Here is a 19,981-nt window from a genome sequence, read left to right as displayed (position 1 = left end):
TCCGGGTGCCTCATGTCCGTAGATTCCAGTTTCGAACTGCCTGCCGATCCTTTTGAAGAACTTGCTGCCCGCGATGTGCAGCTGCAGGCTGCACGCCTGGTCCACGAAGCCTTTGCAGCCGCCCTGCGTTTGTCTGCGGGCGGTGGTGAGAGCAAGCAGCTGGAAGAGGCGCTGGCGAAGCTCGCTGGCCATCTGCGCGAGTGGTCGCGCATGGCGCCGATGGAGGCTGCGCATCTGCGTCTGGCCATGCTGCTGGCTGGGCTCGACCAGTGGGGGCTGGCCTACAGCAAGGCGTTTGGTGCCCCTGCACTGGCGGGTGTGTCGGCTGTGCTGGCCGATCTGCGGGACAGTCTGGCGCCGCAAGAAGAGGCCGCTTGCCAGCGTTTTCTCGATACCCTCTACGAGAAGGAAGAAACCGCGCTGGAGTTCAAGATTGCCTTCCGTCGCGAGTTGCATCTGTCGCTGTGGCATACCTTGATCGCGGCGGAAAACCGTGAGCAAGGCAAGCTTCTGGTGAGCCTGCTTGGGGGCATGCTGCTGGCCTTGACCCGCGCCATGCCGACGCTTGGCTGGCGTCTGGTCGCGGATGCTCTGGCTTCGATCCAGATTCGCTGCCTGCAGCACGGCCTCGCGGCCAGTGGCATGGAGCAGGAACTGACCGAGGAACTCTTTGCCGGATTGCAGGCCGAACTTCCGGAAGGCCCGCGTGAGCTGGTGAATCAGCACTCAGCCGAGGCCGTGCGTGCCTGGCAGGAGGCCCGGCGCGCGACTCAACACTGATCCCTGAGGTGAGCTGAAGATGCAGTCTTCAAGAGTCATAGCATGCTTACTGCTGCTGACACTGGCGTGCGCTGCGTATCCCGCCTCAGCAGAAGACTATTACGACTGCGCACTGTTCGATGACCGGGCGCTGTGCAAGCTGCTCAACAGGCATCCCGCGGTAAAGGATCTGCCGGTATTCGCGGCGAGCCGGGTGCTGGGCCTCTATCGGGAGCGTGAGGATTACGCCGAGGAAGTGCTGGAAGATAAGGCCGTAGTCTTGAGTGGGGCCGTGACTGCGGTGCAGGTACAGAAGGGGCGCGTAATGGTCGGCATGGGTGAAGCGGGTGAAGAGCAGCTGCAGTTGAAGCTGTTTCCCCGCCACCCGCTTGCCAGCGAGGGTGGGCGCATCGCCAGCCGCAGTGCCGAGGCGGTCGCAACGCTGCTCAAACCCGGCGTGAACGCGGTGTTCCAGTGTGTGGGCGATGGGCTTGCTGGGCGCACACCGGTCTTCGTCGATTGCGTCTTCTGGGAGTAAGTCTTAAACGGGCAGACTCAGCTCACGCAGATGCTGGCGCAGCAGCCCTGGCTCTGTGAAGTGAATGGCCTGCATGCCGAGCTGGCGGGCGGTGGCAACATTGGCCACGCTGTCGTCGATGAAGACGGCCTGCTCGGGTTTCACGCTATAGCGTTCAAACAGTAGTTTGTATATCGCCGCATCCGGCTTGATCAGGCCTTCATCACCCGAGACCACGATGCCCTCGAATTCATCGAGGAAATCATAGAGCCGGCGTGCGCGCGGGAAGGTCTCGGCCGAGAAATTGGTCAGGGCCAGCACGCGCAGACCGGCGGTCTTCAGCTCGCGCAAGAGCCGCACCGATTCCTCGAAGGCGGGAGCGACCGACTCTTCCCAGCGGTCGAAATAGGCCTGCAACAGATGGCGATAGTGTGGGAACTGCGCGCCGTGGGATTCGATGCCGACGGCGAAGGGCTGGCCTGCATCGTGAATCGCGTTCCAGCGATTGAAGTCGACGTCCTGCAGGAAGCGCTCGATCTCGGCCTCATCCTGCAGCAGCTTGCGGAACAGCCAGCGCGGCTCCCAGGGGATCAGCACATTGCCGAGGTCGAAAACGACGGTGTCGATACGTGTCATTTGCCGGCCCGTCTCTTCACGTTTTCCACATAGGCCATCGCGTCGAGCGGCTTGCCGCTGCGCTGGGCTTCGAACAGGGTCTCGCCGAGCGCTTCGAGCACCTCGTGCAGGGCGGCGTGGCGATCGTCGCGGTGGCGGCGCAGGCAGGCGTCATAGGCCCCTCGGATGCCCGGCGGCTGGTCGATCGAGAGCTGCTCGTGAATCGCGAGGTGCAGCGAGAGGTGCAGGAAGGGATTGACCTGACCATCCTCCGGGCGGAAGTCCTTGTCGACTGAATCAAGGTTTTCGATCAGGGCGTGATATTCCGGGTGCTGGAAGACGAGCTCGGCGGCAATGTCTTCCATCTGGCTGAGGGTTTCTTTCGCCCGGTGCTTGCGCCAGCTTTCGATGAAGAACTGGCGAACCTGGTCGCGGCTGGGATTGAACATGATGTTTAGTCCGGTCGATCTGTCTTGTCGGGGCTCTGGCAGAGGTCGCGCACCGTGCATTGCCCGCATTTCGGGCTGCGCGCGGTGCACACGTAGCGCCCATGCAGGATCAGCCAGTGGTGGGCATCCACCAGATATGGCTTCGGGATGCGCCGCATCAGAGCGTCTTCTACCGCGCGCACATCCTTGCCCGGAGCCAGCCCCATGCGGTTGCCGACGCGGAAGATGTGCGTGTCGACCGCCATCACCGGCTCGCGCCACAAGGCGTTGAGCACCACGTTGGCGGTCTTTCGGCCCACGCCGGGCAGGGCTTCGAGGGCTTCGCGCGAGCGCGGTACCTCGCCGGCGTGACGCTCCAGTAACTGGCGGCTGAGTTGGGCGACGTTCTTGGCCTTGTTGCGGTAGAGGCCGATGGTCTTGATGTGCTCGGCAATGCCTGCCTCGCCGAGTGTGGCCATGGCTTCGGGCGTGGGCGCGGCAGGGAACAGGCGGCGGGTGGCGAGATTCACGCCCTTGTCGGTGGCCTGAGCTGAGAGCACCACGGCCACCAGCAGCTGGAAGGGCGTTGCATATTCCAGCTCTGTGACTGGCTGAGGATTGGCGGCCTGCCAACGGGAGAACGCCTCCGCGATCTCCGACTTGCTCATCAGCCGGGGCATGGCAGACCTCAGTGAGCGGCCGGCACGCAGCCTGCACCGGTGCTGGTCTGGGCAGCCTTGTTGCGTGCCTCTAGCCAGCTCTTGCCCGCAATCAGGCAGGCCAGGGCGATGAAGGCGCCGGGCGGAAGGATGGCGAACAGGAAGCCAGGATAGTCTGCAGGCAATACCTGAACGGCATGGGCTCCCGGAATGATCATTTCGATGCCGGCGAAGAGCTGCCCGGTACCGATCAACTCGCGCATGCCGCCGAGCACGGCCAGTACCAGCATCAAACCGACACCCATCGCGGCGCCATCGACAGCCGAAGGCAGGGCCGGGTTCTTGGCGGCATAGGCTTCGACGCGGGCCAGCACGATGCAATTGGTGGTGATCAGCGGCACAAAGATCCCTAGCACCATGTAGAGCTCGTGCAGCCAGGCGTTCATGGCGAGATCCAGCACGGTGACCAGTGCGGCGATGATCAGGATGAACACCGGGATGCGGATTTCATACGGAATCAGGTTGCGCAGGGCCGACACCACGGCGTTGGACATGGCCATCACGACAATGGTGGCGATGGCCAGGCTCACGCCATTCACGACACTGGTCGATACGGCGAGGATCGGGCATAGCCCCAGCAACTGGGCAAGGCCGGTGTTCTGGCGCCAGAAGCCGTTCCAGAAAATGTCACGGTAGTTGTAGCTGTTCATGGCTGGGCTCCTTGCTGGTACAGGTGCGCTTGTTCGCTGCGGGCGAAGGCGGCGACGCGGGCCACTGCGTTGGTGACGGCTCGGGCTGAAATAGTGGCGCCGGTGCGATAGGCGATGTCACCGCCGTCTTTCTTCACTTTCCACGCTTGGCCTGTGAGGGCCTTGAATTGCTCGATCCAGGGCGCAGCCTTGTTTTTGTCCTTCTTCGGGTCGATGTAGTCGCCCAGGCCCGGCGTTTCGTGATGTTCCACCACGCGCACGCCGCCGAGGCTGCCATCCTGCATCACGGCCATCACCAGGCGGATCTTGCCCGCGTAACCATCCGGCGCGACGGCTTCCAGCACCAGTGCCACCGGCTGGCCGGCCTTGCGCGCGCGCCACACCGAGGCTCCCTTGGGCAGACCCAACTCGGGTGCGGCAGCGAGCTTCAGTTCGTCGCGCAGCAGGGCGTTGTCGTAACTCGCGGGTGGCAGCACTTCATTGATCAATTGCAGCTTGGCCTCTTCAGCGCTGGCAGCAATGGTGCTCTGGGTGGCTTCATAGGTGCCGGCCATCAGCGCAGTGAACACGATGGTGAAGGCCAGCATGGTCAGCGCCGTGCGCAGTGACAGCCCGAAAGGCGTAGGTTGAGGAATAACGGGTTCCATCGCAGGCTCAGTTCTTGTGGCCGAAGACCGGCGGCTGGGTCTTCATGTCGATCAGCGGGACGAGGATGTTCATCAGCAGGGTGGCGAATGCAACGCCGTCCGGGTAGGCGCCGAACACGCGGATCAGATACACCAGCAGTGCGGCCGCAGCCGCGTAGATCAGCTTGCCGCGAGGCGTGGTGCAGGCCGATACCGGATCGGTGAAGATGAAGAATGCGCCGAGCATTGAGCCACCTGCCGCAAGGTGAAACAGCGGCGAGGCGTAGTGGGTGCTGTCAGCCAACCAGAACGCTCCGGCGATGACGCTCAGTGCGGCAATGAAGCTGGCAGGGATATGCCAGGTGATCACACGCTGCTGGATCAGGAACAAGCCACCCGCTAGGTAGGCCAGGGCGATCCACTCCCAGCCGCGCCCGGCGACCTGACCGAAGCTGGCCGGGTCGGCGCTGACGCTGCTGACCGTGGCACCCGCGGCGCGCAGGCCTGTGCGCAAGGCGTCCAGCGGCGTCGCGCTGGTGATCGCGTCCAGCACCATGGCGGGCCCGTCGGGAAAAACTTGCGCGTGCTCGGCCAGTGCAGCGGCCTGCATGGACAGATCGCCCGGCCATTGGCTCATCAGCGAAGGGAAGGCCACGATCATCACGCAGTAAGCCACCATGGCCGGGTTGAACGTGTTCTGGCCCAGCCCACCATACAAGTGCTTGGCAACCACGATGGCAAAGGCCGTACCCGTGACGACCAGCCACCAGGGTGCGAGCGGGGGGAAGGCCAGCGCGATCAGCCAAGCTGTGACGATGGCCGAAAGATCGCTGAGGTAGAGTGCGAGCGGCTTGCCGCGAAGCTTCAGCATGGCGGCTTCACAGACCAGTGCGGTGGCACTGGCGAGCGCGAGCTGGATCAGGATGGCCGGGCCGAACTGCCACACATAGACGGCTATCGCTGGTACGAGCGCTGCCAGTACCTTGAGCATCACGCGGCTGACGCTGGCGGGCTTGCGAACGTAGGGAGAGTTGTTGAGCATCTGGGGAGGGCGTCCTAGTGGGCCTGCAGGCTGGCGCGGATCAGATCCAGCACTTCCAGGTTGCGGATGGATTCCTTCAGCGGAATCAGCGGCGAGCGCTGCTGCAGAACGGCGGCGGCGAAGTCGCGGACTTGTGCGGTGTAACGATCCGTGGCGCTGACCGGGATGCTGCGGCTGCCCTGGGCGGTGACGAGGGTGAGCTCGCCAGCCTCGCCAAGGAAAGGATCGGGCACCATCAGGCGACCTTTGCTGCCAATGATTTCGGCACCCATCTGGCCAAAGGCATTGAAGCCGCAGTGGAGCGTGGCGAGGAGGCCCGATTCATAGCGCAGCAGCACCGAGGCATTCACGTCCACGCCATTGTCGAACTGAGCTTCAGCGTGCACCCTGACCGGCAAGGCGCCATCGGTAATCAGCCCCAGCAAGCTGACCGGATACACGCCGACGTCGTACAGCGCACCACCACCCAGTTCAGGCTCCATCTTGATGGTGCCGGGGCGGTCGAGCAGGAAGCGGAAGCTCGCATTCACATGGCGGATCTCGCCCAGTACGCCCGAATCGAGCACCGCGCGCAACTGGCGGGTGCGATCAGTGTAGCGATACATGATGGCTTCCATCAGCAGGCGTTCATTGCTGACGGCCGCGGCCTGCATTTCACGCGCTTCACGGGCCGAGAGGGCCAGTGGTTTCTCGCACAGTACATGCTTGCCGGCATCCAGTGCGGCAACAACCCATTGGCGGTGCAGGGCGTTGGGGAGCGGAATGTACACCGCATCAACCTGCGGGTCGGCCAGCAATTCGCTATAGCTCGTGTAGCTGACCAGCTCTGGCACTTGTGCGCATGCTTCTGCCAGCTTGCTTTCGTCGCGCGAGGCCAGGGCCTGGATCCGTCCATTGCCAGAGGCGAGGATGGCCGGAATGAGCTGCAGACGGGCAATGCGGGCGTAGCCGAGGATGCCCCAGCGGATCTGGCGATTCATGACTGTTCCTTGTCTGCCGCCTGAGCGGCCTTCTTTGCCTTGGCACGTTCCAGCGCGGCATCGATCAGGGCTTGCTTCTCTTCCGCCGACAATTCCTTCTTCGCCGGCTTTTCGGGCGGTGTCTCGGTGCCCGCTGCCAGCGCCGCTTTCTTTTCCTTCGCACGGGCGATGGCTGCGTCGATCACGGCCTGCTTGTCCGTCGCTGAGGCGGGGTCGGCTACGGCGGCGGCCTCTTTTTTCGCCTTGGCTTTAGCCAGTGCAGCATCTACCAGAGCCTGCTTTTCCTCGGCTGACAATTCCTTCTTGGCAGGCTTGTCGGCAGACATTTCCGTGCCTGCCGTCTGAGCTGCCTTTTTTTCCTTGGCACGGGCAATCGCTGCGTCGATCAGCGCTTGCTTGTCGTCGGCCGCTGCGGGGGGGCTGGTTTCAGCTGCCGCATCCTTCTTTGCCTTGGCGCGGGCCAGGGCTGCGTCGACGAGCGCCTGTTTTTCCTCTGCGGAGAGTTCTTTCTTCGCGGGCTTGTCTGCTGCCGGAGCTGCTTCCCCGCTGGCGGCGGCTTCCTTCTTGGCCTTGGCACGCGCGAGTGCTGCTTCGATCAGCGCCTTCTTTGCGTCGTCCGTTGCCGGGCTTGCCGGAGCCGCGTCGCTCGCAGCCGGTGTGCCTTCGGCCGAGGCCGTGGCTGCGGCCCGGCTGGCGGCAGTGCGGGCGGCCAGCTTCTCGGCCTTCTCGCGCTTCTCGCGCTCGATGCGTTCATTACGTGCCTCAAAGCGCACGCGGGCTTCGTCGGCCGCCTCCTTCTTGCGTTCGCGATCCCAGATCTCGGTCTTGGCGAAGCGGTAGTAATCGACCAGCGGGATGTGCGAGGGGCAGACGAAGCTACAGCAGCCGCATTCGATGCAGTCGAACAGGTTGTATTCCTGCACCTTGCCGAAATTCTTGGCGCGGGCGTGCCAGTACATTTCGAAGGGCTGCAGATCGGTGGGGCAGGCGCGGGCGCATTCGCCACAGCGGATGCAGTTCATCTCGGGCGGAGGCGGCGCGAAGAGACGCGGACTGGCCGCGATCACGCAGTTTGTGGCCTTGACGACGGGCACATCGAAGGCCGGCATGCGGAAGCCCATCATCGGGCCGCCCATGATGAAAGCGTCGGTATCCTCTTGCCAGCCGGCCTGGCGCACTAGATGATCCATCGGCGTGCCGAAGAGCACTTCGTAATTGCGCGGCGCGCCGACGTTGCCGGCGACGGTGACGATGCGCGAAATCAGCGGGCGGCCCAGTTCGATGGCTTCGTGAATGGCGTAGGCGGTACCAACGTTGAAACACTGCACGCCGTAATCGGTGGAGCGCTGACCGTGTGGCACTTCAATACCGGTGAGCACGCGAATGAGCTGCTTGGCGCCGCCGGCTGGATAGCGTGTCGGTACGGCGATGGCCTGGATCGAGGCATCGCCATGCACCTGGCAGGCTGCCTGCATGGCGGCAACGGCTTCGGGTTTGTTGTCCTCGATACCGATCAGTACCTCGGGCGCGCCCAGCAGTTCGCGCATGATCAGGATGCCGGCCAGCACCTTGTCTGCGCGCTCGCGCATCAGGAGATCATCGCAGGTGATGAAGGGCTCGCATTCGGCGCCGTTGATCACCAGGGTCTTCATTGGCGTCTTGCGGCCTGGGTTCAATTTCACGTGGCTGGGGAAGACCGCACCACCGAGGCCGACCACCCCTGCATCGCGCAGCCAGTCGCGTACTTCATCAGCGCCGAGGCTCTTCCAGCGCAGTGGCTCACACTCGATCCATTCGTCCTTGCCGTCCGGCTCGATGACCACTGACAGCATCGACAGCCCCGAGGTGTGGGCCATCAGGCGAGGTTCAACGGCAACGACGGTGCCGGAGGTGGGGGCATGTACGGCGGCCGAGAAGTTGCCATCGGCTGCGCCGATGCGTTGGCCCTTGAGCACGTGCTCGCCCGCTGCCACCAGCGGCAGCGGTGTGCCGCCGACGCTCTGATGCAGTGGCACTACGAACTGTGCGGGCAGCGGCAACTCGGCTAGCGGCACAATCGGCGCGCGGGTGGATTCGGCCTTGTTTGTGGCGGGCTTTACGCCGCCGTTGAAACTGAAGAGTTTGCGCAGGGCGTTCATGCGGTACGGCCTTCCTGTTGCTTGAGCGGGAAGACCGGGTAGCGCCACTTCCAGGTGTCTACGGTTTCCTTCACCGGTTCCATCGTGATGCAGTCGACCGGGCAGGGGGCAATGCACAACTCGCAGCCGGTGCACAGCGGCGCGATGATGGTATGCATCTGCTTGGCGGCGCCTGAGATGGCATCCACCGGGCAGGCCTGCAGGCACAAGGTACAGCCGATGCAGGTCTGCTCATCAATGAAGGCCACTGCCTTGGGTTTTTCGGCGCCGTTCTCGGCATTCAGCGGTTTGTATTCGCGTCCCAGAAGGTCGGCGAGCTTGTGGATGCCATCATCGCCGCCTGGAGGGCACTGGTTGATGTCTGCCTCGCCATTGGCGATGGCCGTGGCATAGGGTTTGCAGCCGGGGAAACCGCACTGACCGCATTGCGTCTGCGGCAGGATGGCGTCGATTTTCTCGACCAGCGGGTCGCCTTCGACCTTGAATTTCAGGGCTGCGAAGCCCAGTACGGCGCCGATGAGGATGGCGAGGCCCGCCATCACGAGAAGAGCTGACAGCATCAGAACTTGTCCAGTCCGGCAAAGCCCATGAAGGCCAGGCTCATCAGCCCGGCGGTGACCAGCGCGATCGGTGTGCCCTTGAAGTGTTGGGGTACATCGGCGCCATCAAGGCGCTCACGCACACCGGCAAACAGGATCAGCGCCAGAGTGAAACCGGCGGCGCTGCCAAAGCCGAAAATCAGGGCTTCCATGAGGTTGTGCTGGTAGTTCACTGACAGTAGCGGGATGCCCAGCACGGCGCAGTTGGTCGTGATCAGCGGCAGGTAGATCCCCAGTACCTGTTGTAGATCAGGGCTGGTCTTCTGGATCACCAACTCGGTGAATTGCACGATGGCGGCAATCATCACGATGAAGGCCAGAGTGCGCAGGTAGCCAACATCGAAGGGCATCAGCAGGTAATGCTCGATCAGATAGCTGCTGCCGCAGGCCAGCGTGAGTACGAAGGTGGTGGCAGCGCCCATGCCGATCGCGGTTTCCAGCTTCTTGGAAACACCCATGAAGGGGCATAGGCCGAGAATGCGCACGAACACGACGTTGTTGACGAGCACAGCGCCAATGATCAGGAAAAGGTAGTGAGCCATGAATTTTCGCCCGGAGAATGGCCGGGATTATCCGCCTGAGCCCGGTGAATCCAAAGCAGAGGAGTGTTATAGGGGTATGCAGGCGAGGCATATAGGCGTCGCCTGGGATGGCAGGGCTGTGTAACACGGACTGCGTGCGGCCTGCACCGGCCGGGCCGGCGCTGAAGGCAGTCCGCGCTCTTATTTACTCTGTTTCCGCTGCGTCGCGCTGGAACTTGCAGGTGTTTTCCACGCAGTCTGCGATGAGTTTGGGGCCACCGTAGATGAAGCCGGTATAGACCTGGACCAGGGCCGCGCCAGCCTGCAGTTTTTCGAGGGCATGAGCGCCTTCGGTGATGCCGCCGACACCAATGATCGGTAGTTCGCCGGCCAGTTTGGCCGCCAGTGAGCGGACCACTTCGGTGCTGCGCTCGCGCAGCGGCGCGCCAGATAGCCCACCCGCTTCGTTGCTATGGGCGAGCCCTTGCACGGCCTCGCGAGCCAGTGTGGTGTTGGTGGCGATCACGCCGTCGATGCGGTGACGGCGCAGCGCGTCGGCGATGTTGGTGAGCTGGGCTTCATCTACGTCAGGTGCGATTTTCAGGGCAATCGGTACGTAGCGGCCGTGGCTCTGAGCCAGCTCGGTCTGGCGCTGCTTCAATCGAGCAAGCAGGCTGTCGAGCTCGGATTCGCCCTGCAGCTGGCGCAAATTCTGGGTATTGGGCGAGGAGATGTTGGCCGCGATGTAGCTGGCGTGGCCATAGACCTTGTCGAGGCAGGCGAGGTAGTCGTCCGCGGCGTGTTCGATCGGAGTATCGAAATTCTTGCCGATGGAAATGCCCAGCACTCCCTTGAAACGGGCAGCCTTCACATGGGCGATGAGGTTGTCCACGCCTTCATTGTTGAAGCCCATGCGGTTGATGATGGCGCGCTGCTCGGGAATGCGGAACATGCGTGGCTTGGGGTTGCCGGGTTGGGCGCGCGGGGTGACGGTGCCGATTTCGAGATGCCCGAAGCCAAAGGAGGAGAGCGCGTCGATGGCATCGCCATTCTTGTCCAGTCCGGCCGCCAGCCCGACCCGGTTCGGGAAACGGATCCCCATCACCTCGATCGACTCGGCCTGGGCCAGGCTGGCGCTGGGCATCCAGCCGCCGAAGTTGCGCATCCCCCACAGCGAGAAATCGTGGGCGCATTCCGGATCGAGCGAGAAAAGAAAGGGGCGGGCTAGGGCGTAGAGCATCGGTTCAATCCTGACGGCGGTCGCCGGTGGCGGCGTGAAGCGCGCAATATACCGGTTCGAGATGGGTGGTGGTTTGGGTGCCGTGAACTTCGCTGGCAATCCTGGCTTCGATTTCATCGAGCAGGGTGTGAGCAGTCTCCACTGACCAGTCGCCCGGCACGAGGATGTCGACATGCGCGAAACGGCGTGTGCCGGCCCGCCGCGTAAGGAGATGGCGGTAGTGCACATTGCGCGCGGCGTAGCTGCGCAGGATCTGGCGGATCTGCTCGATTTCGGCTTCATCCATTGCGTGATCCATCAGGCCGCTGACTGAAGCCTGCATCAGGCGGGCGCCCTCGGAGAGGATGTGCAGGGCGACCAGGACGGCGATCACCGCATCGAGCCACAGCCAGCCGGTGAGCATGACTCCGATGAGGCCGGCGACCACGCCGACCGAGGTCCATACGTCGGTCATCAGGTGCGCCGAATCTGCTTCCAGGGCGATCGAGTGGAGGCGTTTACCGGCGCGCTTGAGGGTGTGTGCCGTGAAGAAATTGATGGCGGTACTGGCGGCGGAGAACCACAGGCCGATGCCCAGCGATTCGAGTGGCTGCGGTGCGAAGAGGCGCGGGATGGCCGCCCACAGGATGGCGGCAGCGGCGATGAAGATCAGACCTCCCTCGAAGCCACTGGAGAAGTACTCCGCTTTGCTGTGGCCCCAGGGGTGACCTGCGTCTGGCGGCTCGGCAGCCACTTTCAGCATCACCAGCGCGAACACGGCTCCGGCCAGGTTCACGAAGGATTCCATCGCATCCGAGAGCAGGCTCACTGAGCCTGACAGCCACCAGGCGAGGAATTTCAGGACGATGGTGGCTAAGGCCGCTAGCACCGACAGGTAGATATAGCGGAAGGCGTCGGGCGCAGGCTTGTCGGCGGCTGGAGCAGACATGGAGGAGGGGGTCAGGCCCGGTAGTGGTTGCGCTCGCGCTCGGTCTTGAGGATATAGCGCTGGATCAGGTTGGCTTCGGCGGCGCGCAGATGCACGAGCTGGCAGCCCGCTCGCAGCACTTCGCTGCCGCCCCGGGTGCTCATGCGGAATACGTTGCGTACCTGCAGGCTGACGGTGAGAGGCGGGCTGTCCGGCAATTCGAGGCGGCAGTTCTCGAAGATCGTGCCAACCTGCAGATCCTCCCCTCCGGGGGGGGCGACGATGGCTAGGCCACCGCCTGAAATGTCGAGGATGCGGGCGTGGATCTTGTGGCCATCGCGCAGCGGAATCTGGCAGGCCAGTGAATCGAGCGAGGGGGCGCTGAGGCGGTAGTATTCGCGGCGCTGCAGACGCAGGAGGATGTCTGGCAGCGGTGTGCGCAGGGCTGGGAAGCCTTCGTGGGTGCAGCGCTCCAGACGCTCCAGGGGGAACTGGATCTTGACCTTGTCGAGTTGAGTGGCGCAGAGCAGACGGCCTGCGGCCAGGGCGCCGGCAATCGCAGCTTCATCACGGCCGAGATCGAGGATCAGATTGCGATTGTCCGTTGCGACGTCAATGACGCCGGTGGTCAGAAAATCCCCCGCGTGGCCATACCAGGCGGTAACGATGGCGCGGCGAGCGCCGAGCTGGCGCAGCACATAGGCGATTTCGCGCGCTTCGCGCAGGATGTACTGAGCGTGCGCGTCAGGTTGCTGGATTTCGAGGCGGGTGTCTGGCGCGGATGCGGAACCGGGAGTGGGCATGCGGTGGATTCCGGGAATGAAGGGCCGGAATCAGGTCTCGTCCGGCGTGGGGGAGACTATATCATCGGGCAGTGGTGGCGGGGCTTCCGGGGCTTGTCCCTGTTCAAGGCGGTAGAGCCAGGCGAGCAGTTCGGCGACCGCTACATAGAGCTTGGGCGGGATGCGTTCGTCCAGATCTACCTGCATCAGGAGCGCTACGAGCTCGCGCGATTCATGCACATAGACGCCGGCCTCGCGGGCGCGATCGATGATCTGCTGGGCGATGAGGCCATTGCCTTTGGCGATCACGCGCGGGGCAGCCTCACCTTCCTGATAGGCGAGGGCGACGGCCGTGGCGCGCGGGGCGAGATCAGGCGCTGACATGTTCGCTCACCGTGATGTGGCGCGGATCCAGTCCGGCGGCTTCGAGTGAGGCCTGCAGAGCCGGTTGTGCTGCGCGCATTTTTTCGGCGGTATCGGCGCGATCAGTATCGATCAGCAGGCTCAGGCCTTGCGGCCCGAGCAGCAGGCGTGCCTGGATACCGCCGAGGGCTGGCAGATCGACGCGCAGATTGCTGCGCCAGACCTGGCCTTGGTCGGCCTCGCCGCGCTGGGGCGATTCGCTTTCCGGATCGACCAGTGACCATTGCAACTGCATGCCGGGCCAGGCCTGGCCTTGCCAGCTGAGCTGGTTGCTGGCGAGGGCTTCGAGCTGCTGCAGCATTACGGGTGTAATCGGATCGGCGGTGCGTGCTGGAGCCGTGTTGTCTGTCGCATTGGCGGCAGTCGTGCCGGTTGCCACACGCAGAGCCGAGGTTTCGCGTTCACGCTCGGTGTCAGGCGTTGTCTGGGAATTCAGTGCCTGGGCGACACCGGTCGGTGCCTGTGGATTGGCGGAAGCCTGAGCGGGGCTACCTGCGCTGCTGGCGGGGGGGGCAGTCGGTGCGGCGGCGGTACTGCTGGCTGTGCGTGGCAACAGACCACTGGTGGTCGTTTCGCCCCCTTCGCTTTCGGGCATGCCTGCGGCCTGGGGCTCGGCGAGCAGGCTGGCGAGCGATCGCTTGCCTTCCACCCATTGACGCAGATGGGCTTCGTAGAAAACGCCGCTTTGACTCACCGCCTGCTGCAGGACGGGGGCCAGGGTGGCCGCACGGGGTGTCTGGGTGGCCGGTAGCAGGGGCTCACCCCGGTTGAGGGCTTGCGGGCGGGCTTCGCCATGGCGGCCGGTGATCAGCTGAGAAATGAGCTGGCCGGTTTTGCTTAATGCGGTGCGCGGCAACTCGTCGCCATCGGCGGGCGGCGTTTCGGCCGCCGGTGCCAGACGGGCGTGAACCGTGCCGCCACGCTGACCGGTGACAAGCAACTCCAGAGAGTCGCCACTCTTGGCAGACTCGGGCAGCGCGAGGGTGATGGTCTTGCCCGCCACAAGGGCGCGGAAGCTGCCATCGGGCAAGGGACTTTCGATCAGCGCAGTAATTCGCTGGCCTGGCTGCAGACGCGGCAGATCGGGCGCGATTTCATGCGCCACTGAGATGGGCTGGATACTCGCTTCAAGCAGGACGCGCAGTCTGGACGCCAAGTCTCCGGGAATCATGGGCTACTGCGCTCCTGCCGCTGGGATGGCCCTGATTCTAGCCCGGCCGCAGACCGTAAGCATTATTGATCGCCCGTTGCCGGCTGTTGCCGGCCAGCAGGGCACGCACATGTTCCAGCCAGGGATCGGTGTGGCTACGGATCTCGCGATCTTCGGCGAGGATCTGCTGAATGAGGGCCACTTTGCGTGCCCTGCCGCCTTCATCTAGGGGGGCGGGGCTTGCCGGCATCTCGTAGCGGACGAGGCGATCGCGCAGCTCGGCGGCTTCGCGTTCGAGCAGGCAGAACTGGTCCCAGTCATTGGCGCGGGCAGCCACCAGCATTTCGCTGGAAAGATGATGCATGGCTTCGTAGAGGGGGAGGGTCGGATCCATCATGCCTCCTGTGATTCTGCCTGGCTGGCATTAGCAATCTGCGACCAGGCGTCGCGCAGATCGCGCAGCAGGCCGGCTACTTCCACCAGCGGCGCATCCGTGCTGAAGGCGTTGGCGTGCAGGAGGCGTGAGCACATGTAGTCGTAGAGGGCGCCGAGCCGCTCGGCTAGTTCGCCGCCACCTTGCGCGTCCAGACTGGCCTTGAGCCCCATGGTGATGATTTCGATGGCCTTGGTGATGTTCTTGACGCGTGCTTCGATATCGCCACGTTCCATGGCGATTGCGGCGGAGTTGATGGCCAGCAGGGCGCCATCGAAGAGCATGAGAATCAGCTGATGCGGGTCTGCGTTGGTGACATGGGATTCCACACCAACTTTGGCGTAGGCAGCGGCAGCCGAGGGACGTGCAAACATATGGATTGGCTCCTGCTCGGTTAATTGTTGGTGTACTTGGTCAGCAGGCTGGAGAGCTGCGTGGAGAGGTAGTTGCCGGTCGAGTTCCAGCTGGCGACAGCGGTGTCCAGTGCCGTGAATTGCTTGCGGTAGCGTGCTTCGATCACGGTCATACGGGCTTCCAGGGTTTCAATCTGCTTGTCGATGCCAAGCTGGGTCTTCTTGATCCCATCGGTACGGCTGGTCAGCAGGCCATCGGTACCAAGGAAATCCTTGACCCGGTCGGCGATCTGGTCGGCAAAGCCACTGACCGTGCCCTCGGCAAACAGGCTGCCAATGTCCTTGGTCGGGTCAGCCAGCACGTTCTTGAATTTGGTGCTGTCGAGGGTGAGGGTGCCGCTGGTCTCGATCTTGATGCCAATGTCGGAGAGACGGGTCAGCGAACCGCTCGACAGGGAGCCGCTGACAATGCTGCGCAGCTGGCTCTGGATACCACGTACCGCAGCATCGCCGTTGAGGGCTGCAGCCGTCTTGGTGTCGTTGTTCCAGGCCGTCTGGGTCTTGATCGTGTTGACGACGTTGTTATAGGCCGTGATGAAGTCCTCGACCTTTTTCTGGATCGCCGTTCCATCCTGCGTGATGTTGAGTGTAGTCGGCGTGCCGATATTCTTTTTGTTCAGGGTCAGCGTCACGCCGTCCAGCGCGTCACTGATCACGTTGCTGGATCGGGTGACCTGCACACCGTCGAGCGTGAATACGGCGTTGGTGGCTGCCTTCGAAGTGCTTTGATCGACCAGGCTATCCGAGCTGGCAATGTCACTCGGATCGAAACCGAGCCCCAGACCACTCACAGTGAAGCCGTTGTCGGTGCCGGATTGCGAGGCGGTGAGGATCAGCCGGGTGCCATTACCGTCACTGAGCAGGCTGGCGCTCACGCCCGCGCCCGATGCATTGATGGCGTCCCTGACTTTGGCGAGGGTGTTGTTGCCCTTGGCTGCGCTGATGTCGATGTTGGTGACCTTGCCACCTACGTCAAAGCTGAGCGTTCCATCGGCAAAGGTATAGCTGCTGCTTTGTGCCGTCGTGACGACTTTCTGTGATGACGCAAGCGAGCTGACTTCCAACTGATAGCTGCCGGCTGAGGCTGAAGAGCCGGCGCTGACCGTTCCGATCGTGCTGTCGGCAATACTTGCCTGGTAAGCCGAGAATTTTGCCGCCGAACTGATCGCTTCTGCCGCCGTCTGCAGGCTGGAGAGCGAACTCTTGAGCGTGCCGAAGGCGGAGAGCTTGGTGTCAAAACTCTTGTCCTTGGTCTGCAGCTTGGTGATCGGCTGCTGTTCGATGGACATCAGTTTGGTCACCAGGGATTCGATATCGATCCCAGACCCGAGTCCTGCAGAAGTAATTGTGCCTGCCATGATTGCTTACCCTGTTATTTCAAGCGTTTGCCGCAAGCGGCTCAGACTTTCTGCTTGAGGAGCAGGCCGGATAATTTGTCCAGGGCGTGGGCGATGTTCAGCAACTCTTCGCTGGGCAGCTGGCGAATAACTTCGCTCGTGTCTGCATCCACAACCTTGACGACACTCCGACCGGTTTGCTCGTCAATGGAGAATTGCAGGTTTCGTGCCACGGACGGCAGGGCGCGCTGCATTTCCTGCATGGCCTCGTTGACCGCCTCCCGGCTCGGGGGCGGCGCACTGGTGCCTTGCTCGGTCTTGTCTTCGCCGACGACGTTAAGGGTTTCATCAAGCGGGACATCCTTGCCCGCTGAGGGACGGATGTCGCGCGCATGTGAAACTGCGTCGGGCGAGGAAACGGGCGTAATGGGTTGCATCGTCATGATTCAGCCTCCTGTGACTACCGGGGGGCGCGACAAGGAGTGAAGGCGTACAGGCAGACCGGCGGCGGGCGGGATTGCCCGGGAATATTGCTGGCTGCATGCGTCATCTGTGACTCCATCCTGTTGTCTGCGTCCCACTCTGGCTGTGGTCGGGCGGGGGCCCCGGCACAGCTTCTGGCGACGTTCGGAGGGCGGTACTGGCATGCCTTCCGGGGCGTCCGTAGGGGGGATAACGACTACTTTTTCACAGTCCACAGGGTTAGCTGGGCTGCAAGGCTGGATGAAGCTGACGGGCGGACGGGTGGACAAAAAAGAGGAGGCTTGCGCCTCCTCGAAATCACAGCAACTGACCGGTTGTAAGAAGCGCTTAGCCCTGGAGGAGCTGGAGTACTTGTTGTGGCAGTGCGTTGGCCTGCGCCAGCATGGCTGTGCCGGCTTGCTGGAGGATCTGGGTGCGCGAGAGATTGGCGGTTTCCTGCGCAAAGTCCGCATCGACGATCCGGCCGCGGGCAGCTGACTGGTTTTCCACCGCGATCTGCAGCGAGGAAATCACGGCCTGGGCACGGTTCAGCGCGGCGCCAAAACCAGCGCGGGTGGTGGTGATGGTGTTGATCGCCGAATCCAGGTTGGTGATGGCGGCGAGCGCGTTGGAGCCGGTGCTGCCGGCCACGTTGATCACCGAGGAGTCGATGGCCAGTGCGGTAGCGCGCAGATCGGCGGTGGAGACGCTGATCTGGTCATACTGGGTGGTGCCGGCACCGACCTGGAAGGTGAAGGTGGAAACGGCCGAGTTCAGCAGCGGTACGTTGTTGAATTTGGTGGCTTGCGAGAGACGCTGTACCTCGCTGCCCAGGGCGGCGAATTCCACCTGCAGGTTGGCGCGGTCGCCCGAGTTCAGCGTGCCGTTGGCAGCTTGGATGGCCAGCTCGCGCATGCGCTGGATGTTGTCGGCAATCTGCCCGGAGCCGCCGTCGGCGACCTGCATCAGGGAGATCGCATCGTTGGCATTTCGCACCGCCACCGTGAAGCCGCGCACCTGGGCCTGGATTCGCTCGGCGACCGCCAGGCCGGCTGCGTCGTCCTTGGCTGAGTTGATGCGCAGGCCCGAGGACAGGCGCTGCAGCGAGGTGGACAGGGAGGCCTGTGAGCCGCTGAGATTGCGCTGGGCATTCAGCGAAGGAACGTTGGTGTTGATGGTCATTGCCATGATGGTTCTCCAGTTTGCTGTGAATTACTGAACGTCTGCATCAGCCCTGCAGAAGCTGCAGGACTTGTTGGGGAAGCGCATTGGCCTGCGAAAGCATGGCCGTGCCGGCCTGCTGCAGGATCTGGTTGCGCGAAAGCTGGGCGGTTTCGGCGGCGAAGTCGGCATCGACGATGCGTCCGCGTGCCGCGGCTTGGTTCTCGACCGAGATCTGCAGCGAGGAGATCACGGCAGTGGCGCGGTTGAGTGCTGCACCGAAGCCGGCGCGGGTGGTCGTGATGGTGTTGATCGCCGAATCCAGATTGGTGATCGCGGCGAGCGCATTGGAAGCCGTGCTGCCGTTGATGGAAATTGAGCCTGAATCCACCAGGATGGCGCCCGAGGCGCGCAGATCGACGGTCGAGACGCTGATCTGGTCATTGGCTGTGGTACCGGCGCCGACCTGGAAGGTAAAGGTGGAGGAGGCCGAGTTCAGCAGCGGGATATTGTTGAACTTGGTGGCTTCGGAGAGGCGGGTGATTTCCTTGCCGAGGGCCGAGAATTCGACCTGAAGGTTGTCGCGGTCCCCGGAGTTCAGTGTGCCGTTGGCAGCCTGCACGGCGAGTTCGCGCATGCGCTGAATGTTGTCGGCAATCTGACCGGCGCCACCGTCGGCCACCTGCATCAGCGAGATGGCGTCATTGGAGTTGCGGATGGCGACGTTGAAGCCGCGTACCTGGGCCTGGATGCGCTCGGCGACAGCCAGGCCAGCGGCGTCATCCTTGGCGCTGTTGATGCGCAGACCGGAGGACAGGCGCTGCAGCGAGGTAGCCAGCGAGCTCTGGGTGCCAGAGAGATTACGCTGGGCATTCAGCGAAGCTACGTTGGTGTTGATCGTCATTGCCATTTCCGGACTCCTGGATTTCGTGCCGGACCGGTGTGGTTCGGCGGTGGTTCAAACGTCTTGTTCCGTGGAGAGGAACAGGAACACGCTTGCCAACGCCTATGCAAAGCCGATGCCAGTTTTCTGAAATCCCCGTGGGGCAATGGTTTTGGACTGTTTGTCAGTACTCCTTGTGAGGCGCTTGCGGTAATGAAAGCGGAATGACGGGCGAAAAAAATGCCGGTGGATTCTCATCCACCGGCATTTTCTGCCGTTACGGCAAGGGGGCTTTTACTGGAGCAGGCTGAGCACTTGCTGCGGCAGCGCGTTGGCTTGGGCCAGCATCGCGGTACCGGCTTGCTGCAGGATCTGCGAGCGCGAGAGGTTGGCCGTTTCCGAGGCAAAGTCGGCATCGACGATGCGTCCGCGCGCAGCTGACTGGTTCTCGACAGCGATCTGCAGCGAGGAGATTACCGCCGTGGCCCGGTTCAGTGCGGCACCAAAGCCTGCACGAGTGGTCGTGATGGTATTGATGCCGCAGTCGAGGTTAGTAATAGCGGCGAGCGCATTGGAGGCGGTGCTGCCGTCAATCGTGATCGAGCCGGAATCAAGGGCGATCGTAGAGGCCTGCAGATCGACTGTAGAGACGGTGATCTGGTCGTTGGTGGTGGTGCCAGCACCGACCTGGAAGGTGAAGGTCTGAGCGCCAGTCGAGTTGATCAGTTCAATGTTGTTGAACTTGGTGGCGTTCGAGAGACGGGAAATTTCCTTGCCAAGGGCTGAAAACTCCACCTGAAGGTTGGCTCGGTCACCAGAGTTCAGCGTACCGTTGGCGGCTTGCACGGCCAGCTCGCGCATGCGCTGAATATTGTTGGAAATCTGCTCGGCACCGCCGTCGGCCACCTGCATCAGGGAGACCGCATCGTTGGCGTTGCGGGTGGCGACGTTGAAGCCGCGCACCTGTGCCTGAATACGCTCAGCGATGGCCATGCCTGCTGCATCGTCCTTGGCGCTGTTGATGCGCAGACCGGAGGACAGGCGTTGCAGCGAGGTAGACAATGAACTCTGCGTGCCTGTGAGGTTACGTTGGGCGTTCAGCGAAGCCACGTTGGTGTTGATCGTCAGTGCCATTTTGCTACTCCTTGTATATGCGTTTCTCACTTCAGTCTGGCGGCTGTATGGCCTGAGGGGCT

23 protein-coding genes and 1 pseudogene are annotated in these 19,981 nt (G+C 62.9%); 2 read left to right on the top strand and 22 right to left on the bottom strand.

Annotation, left to right across the window (positions count from 1 at the left end):
- The first annotated feature begins 12 nt into the window (after positions 1 to 12).
- Positions 13 to 780: a hypothetical protein gene (locus tag HJ583_RS09210; protein ID WP_170021647.1), complete on the top strand. Its 768-nt coding sequence runs from the start codon at positions 13 to 15 to the stop codon at positions 778 to 780.
- Positions 781 to 799: 19 nt separating this feature from the next.
- Positions 800 to 1,297, top strand: a complete 498-nt coding sequence (locus HJ583_RS09205) for a hypothetical protein (protein WP_170021646.1) — start codon at positions 800 to 802, stop codon at positions 1,295 to 1,297.
- A 3-nt stretch (positions 1,298 to 1,300) separates the two neighbouring features.
- On the opposite strand, the gene HJ583_RS09200 is transcribed toward HJ583_RS09205, so the two are convergent.
- From HJ583_RS09200 to HJ583_RS09095, 22 genes and pseudogenes are all read right to left on the bottom strand, one after another.
- On the bottom strand, positions 1,301 to 1,912 hold the full coding sequence (locus tag HJ583_RS09200) for an HAD family hydrolase (protein ID WP_101942634.1): 612 nt from the start codon (positions 1,910 to 1,912) through the stop codon (positions 1,301 to 1,303).
- Positions 1,909 to 2,340, bottom strand: a complete 432-nt coding sequence (locus tag HJ583_RS09195; protein ID WP_170021645.1) for a DUF1841 family protein — start codon at positions 2,338 to 2,340, stop codon at positions 1,909 to 1,911. Before HJ583_RS09195 ends, HJ583_RS09200 begins: the two co-directional genes overlap by 4 nt.
- A 5-nt stretch (positions 2,341 to 2,345) precedes the next feature.
- Positions 2,346 to 2,987: an endonuclease III gene (nth, locus tag HJ583_RS09190; protein WP_170022001.1), complete on the bottom strand. Its 642-nt coding sequence runs from the start codon at positions 2,985 to 2,987 to the stop codon at positions 2,346 to 2,348.
- A gap of 20 nt (positions 2,988 to 3,007) precedes the next feature.
- Positions 3,008 to 3,688, bottom strand: a complete 681-nt coding sequence (locus tag HJ583_RS09185; RefSeq protein WP_170021644.1) for an electron transport complex subunit E — start codon at positions 3,686 to 3,688, stop codon at positions 3,008 to 3,010.
- Positions 3,685 to 4,335, bottom strand: coding sequence for an RnfABCDGE type electron transport complex subunit G (locus HJ583_RS09180; protein ID WP_101942637.1), 651 nt, complete (start codon positions 4,333 to 4,335; stop codon positions 3,685 to 3,687). Before HJ583_RS09180 ends, HJ583_RS09185 begins: the two co-directional genes overlap by 4 nt.
- Before the next feature lie 7 nt (positions 4,336 to 4,342).
- Entirely contained in the window at positions 4,343 to 5,356 is a 1,014-nt protein-coding gene (locus tag HJ583_RS09175; protein WP_170021643.1) for an RnfABCDGE type electron transport complex subunit D, read from the bottom strand.
- A gap of 14 nt (positions 5,357 to 5,370) precedes the next feature.
- The gene (locus HJ583_RS09170) at positions 5,371 to 6,336 is read right to left on the bottom strand and encodes a Gfo/Idh/MocA family protein (protein ID WP_101942639.1); all 966 of its coding nucleotides are present in this window, start codon (positions 6,334 to 6,336) and stop codon (positions 5,371 to 5,373) included.
- Positions 6,337 to 6,737: 401 nt separating this feature from the next.
- A pseudogene (rsxC, locus tag HJ583_RS09165) lies at positions 6,738 to 8,474 on the bottom strand (electron transport complex subunit RsxC); the annotation flags it as partial.
- Entirely contained in the window at positions 8,471 to 9,034 is a 564-nt protein-coding gene (gene rsxB / locus HJ583_RS09160) for an electron transport complex subunit RsxB (RefSeq protein ID WP_101942641.1), read from the bottom strand. The gene rsxB and the pseudogene rsxC, both read right to left, overlap by 4 nt.
- Complete coding sequence (gene rsxA, locus HJ583_RS09155) at positions 9,034 to 9,615, bottom strand: electron transport complex subunit RsxA (RefSeq protein WP_170021641.1); 582 nt, start codon at positions 9,613 to 9,615, stop codon at positions 9,034 to 9,036. The genes rsxB and rsxA overlap by 1 nt, the downstream gene beginning before the upstream one ends.
- A 184-nt stretch (positions 9,616 to 9,799) precedes the next feature.
- Positions 9,800 to 10,834 (bottom strand): quinone-dependent dihydroorotate dehydrogenase, encoded by a 1,035-nt coding sequence (locus HJ583_RS09150; protein ID WP_170021640.1) that lies wholly within the window; start codon positions 10,832 to 10,834, stop codon positions 9,800 to 9,802.
- Positions 10,835 to 10,838: 4 nt separating this feature from the next.
- Positions 10,839 to 11,762, bottom strand: a complete 924-nt coding sequence (locus tag HJ583_RS09145; RefSeq protein ID WP_170021639.1) for a cation diffusion facilitator family transporter — start codon at positions 11,760 to 11,762, stop codon at positions 10,839 to 10,841.
- An 11-nt stretch (positions 11,763 to 11,773) separates the two neighbouring features.
- Positions 11,774 to 12,544 carry a flagellar brake protein gene (locus HJ583_RS09140; protein ID WP_170021638.1) on the bottom strand — a complete coding sequence of 257 codons (771 nt, stop codon included), beginning with the start codon at positions 12,542 to 12,544 and terminating at the stop codon, positions 11,774 to 11,776.
- Between the two features lie 30 nt (positions 12,545 to 12,574).
- Entirely contained in the window at positions 12,575 to 12,907 is a 333-nt protein-coding gene (locus HJ583_RS09135) for an EscU/YscU/HrcU family type III secretion system export apparatus switch protein (protein WP_170021637.1), read from the bottom strand.
- Positions 12,894 to 14,117 carry a flagellar hook-length control protein FliK gene (fliK, locus tag HJ583_RS09130; protein WP_170021636.1) on the bottom strand — a complete coding sequence of 408 codons (1,224 nt, stop codon included), beginning with the start codon at positions 14,115 to 14,117 and terminating at the stop codon, positions 12,894 to 12,896. Before fliK ends, HJ583_RS09135 begins: the two co-directional genes overlap by 14 nt.
- A 37-nt stretch (positions 14,118 to 14,154) precedes the next feature.
- Positions 14,155 to 14,490 carry a flagellar protein FliT gene (locus tag HJ583_RS09125; protein ID WP_170021635.1) on the bottom strand — a complete coding sequence of 112 codons (336 nt, stop codon included), beginning with the start codon at positions 14,488 to 14,490 and terminating at the stop codon, positions 14,155 to 14,157.
- Complete coding sequence (fliS, locus tag HJ583_RS09120; protein ID WP_101942649.1) at positions 14,490 to 14,903, bottom strand: flagellar export chaperone FliS; 414 nt, start codon at positions 14,901 to 14,903, stop codon at positions 14,490 to 14,492. Before fliS ends, HJ583_RS09125 begins: the two co-directional genes overlap by 1 nt.
- 20 nt (positions 14,904 to 14,923) lie before the next feature.
- A complete protein-coding gene (gene fliD / locus HJ583_RS09115; protein WP_170021634.1) occupies positions 14,924 to 16,300 on the bottom strand; it encodes a flagellar filament capping protein FliD in 1,377 nt (458 codons plus the stop codon).
- 41 nt (positions 16,301 to 16,341) lie between these two features.
- Positions 16,342 to 16,722 carry a flagellar protein FlaG gene (locus HJ583_RS09110; protein ID WP_101942651.1) on the bottom strand — a complete coding sequence of 127 codons (381 nt, stop codon included), beginning with the start codon at positions 16,720 to 16,722 and terminating at the stop codon, positions 16,342 to 16,344.
- Positions 16,723 to 17,089: 367 nt separating this feature from the next.
- Positions 17,090 to 17,929, bottom strand: a complete 840-nt coding sequence (locus HJ583_RS09105; RefSeq protein ID WP_170021633.1) for a flagellin N-terminal helical domain-containing protein — start codon at positions 17,927 to 17,929, stop codon at positions 17,090 to 17,092.
- Positions 17,930 to 17,969: 40 nt separating this feature from the next.
- Positions 17,970 to 18,812: a flagellin N-terminal helical domain-containing protein gene (locus tag HJ583_RS09100; protein WP_170021632.1), complete on the bottom strand. Its 843-nt coding sequence runs from the start codon at positions 18,810 to 18,812 to the stop codon at positions 17,970 to 17,972.
- Positions 18,813 to 19,079: 267 nt separating this feature from the next.
- Positions 19,080 to 19,919 carry a flagellin N-terminal helical domain-containing protein gene (locus HJ583_RS09095; RefSeq protein ID WP_170021631.1) on the bottom strand — a complete coding sequence of 280 codons (840 nt, stop codon included), beginning with the start codon at positions 19,917 to 19,919 and terminating at the stop codon, positions 19,080 to 19,082.
- Positions 19,920 to 19,981 lie beyond the last annotated feature (62 nt).

The organism is Uliginosibacterium aquaticum, assembly GCF_012972705.2.
Lineage (GTDB): Bacteria > Pseudomonadota > Gammaproteobacteria > Burkholderiales > Rhodocyclaceae > Uliginosibacterium > Uliginosibacterium aquaticum.
The sequence above is the reverse complement of the archived record's forward strand: the minus strand, read 5'-3'. Positions and strand labels throughout refer to the sequence as shown.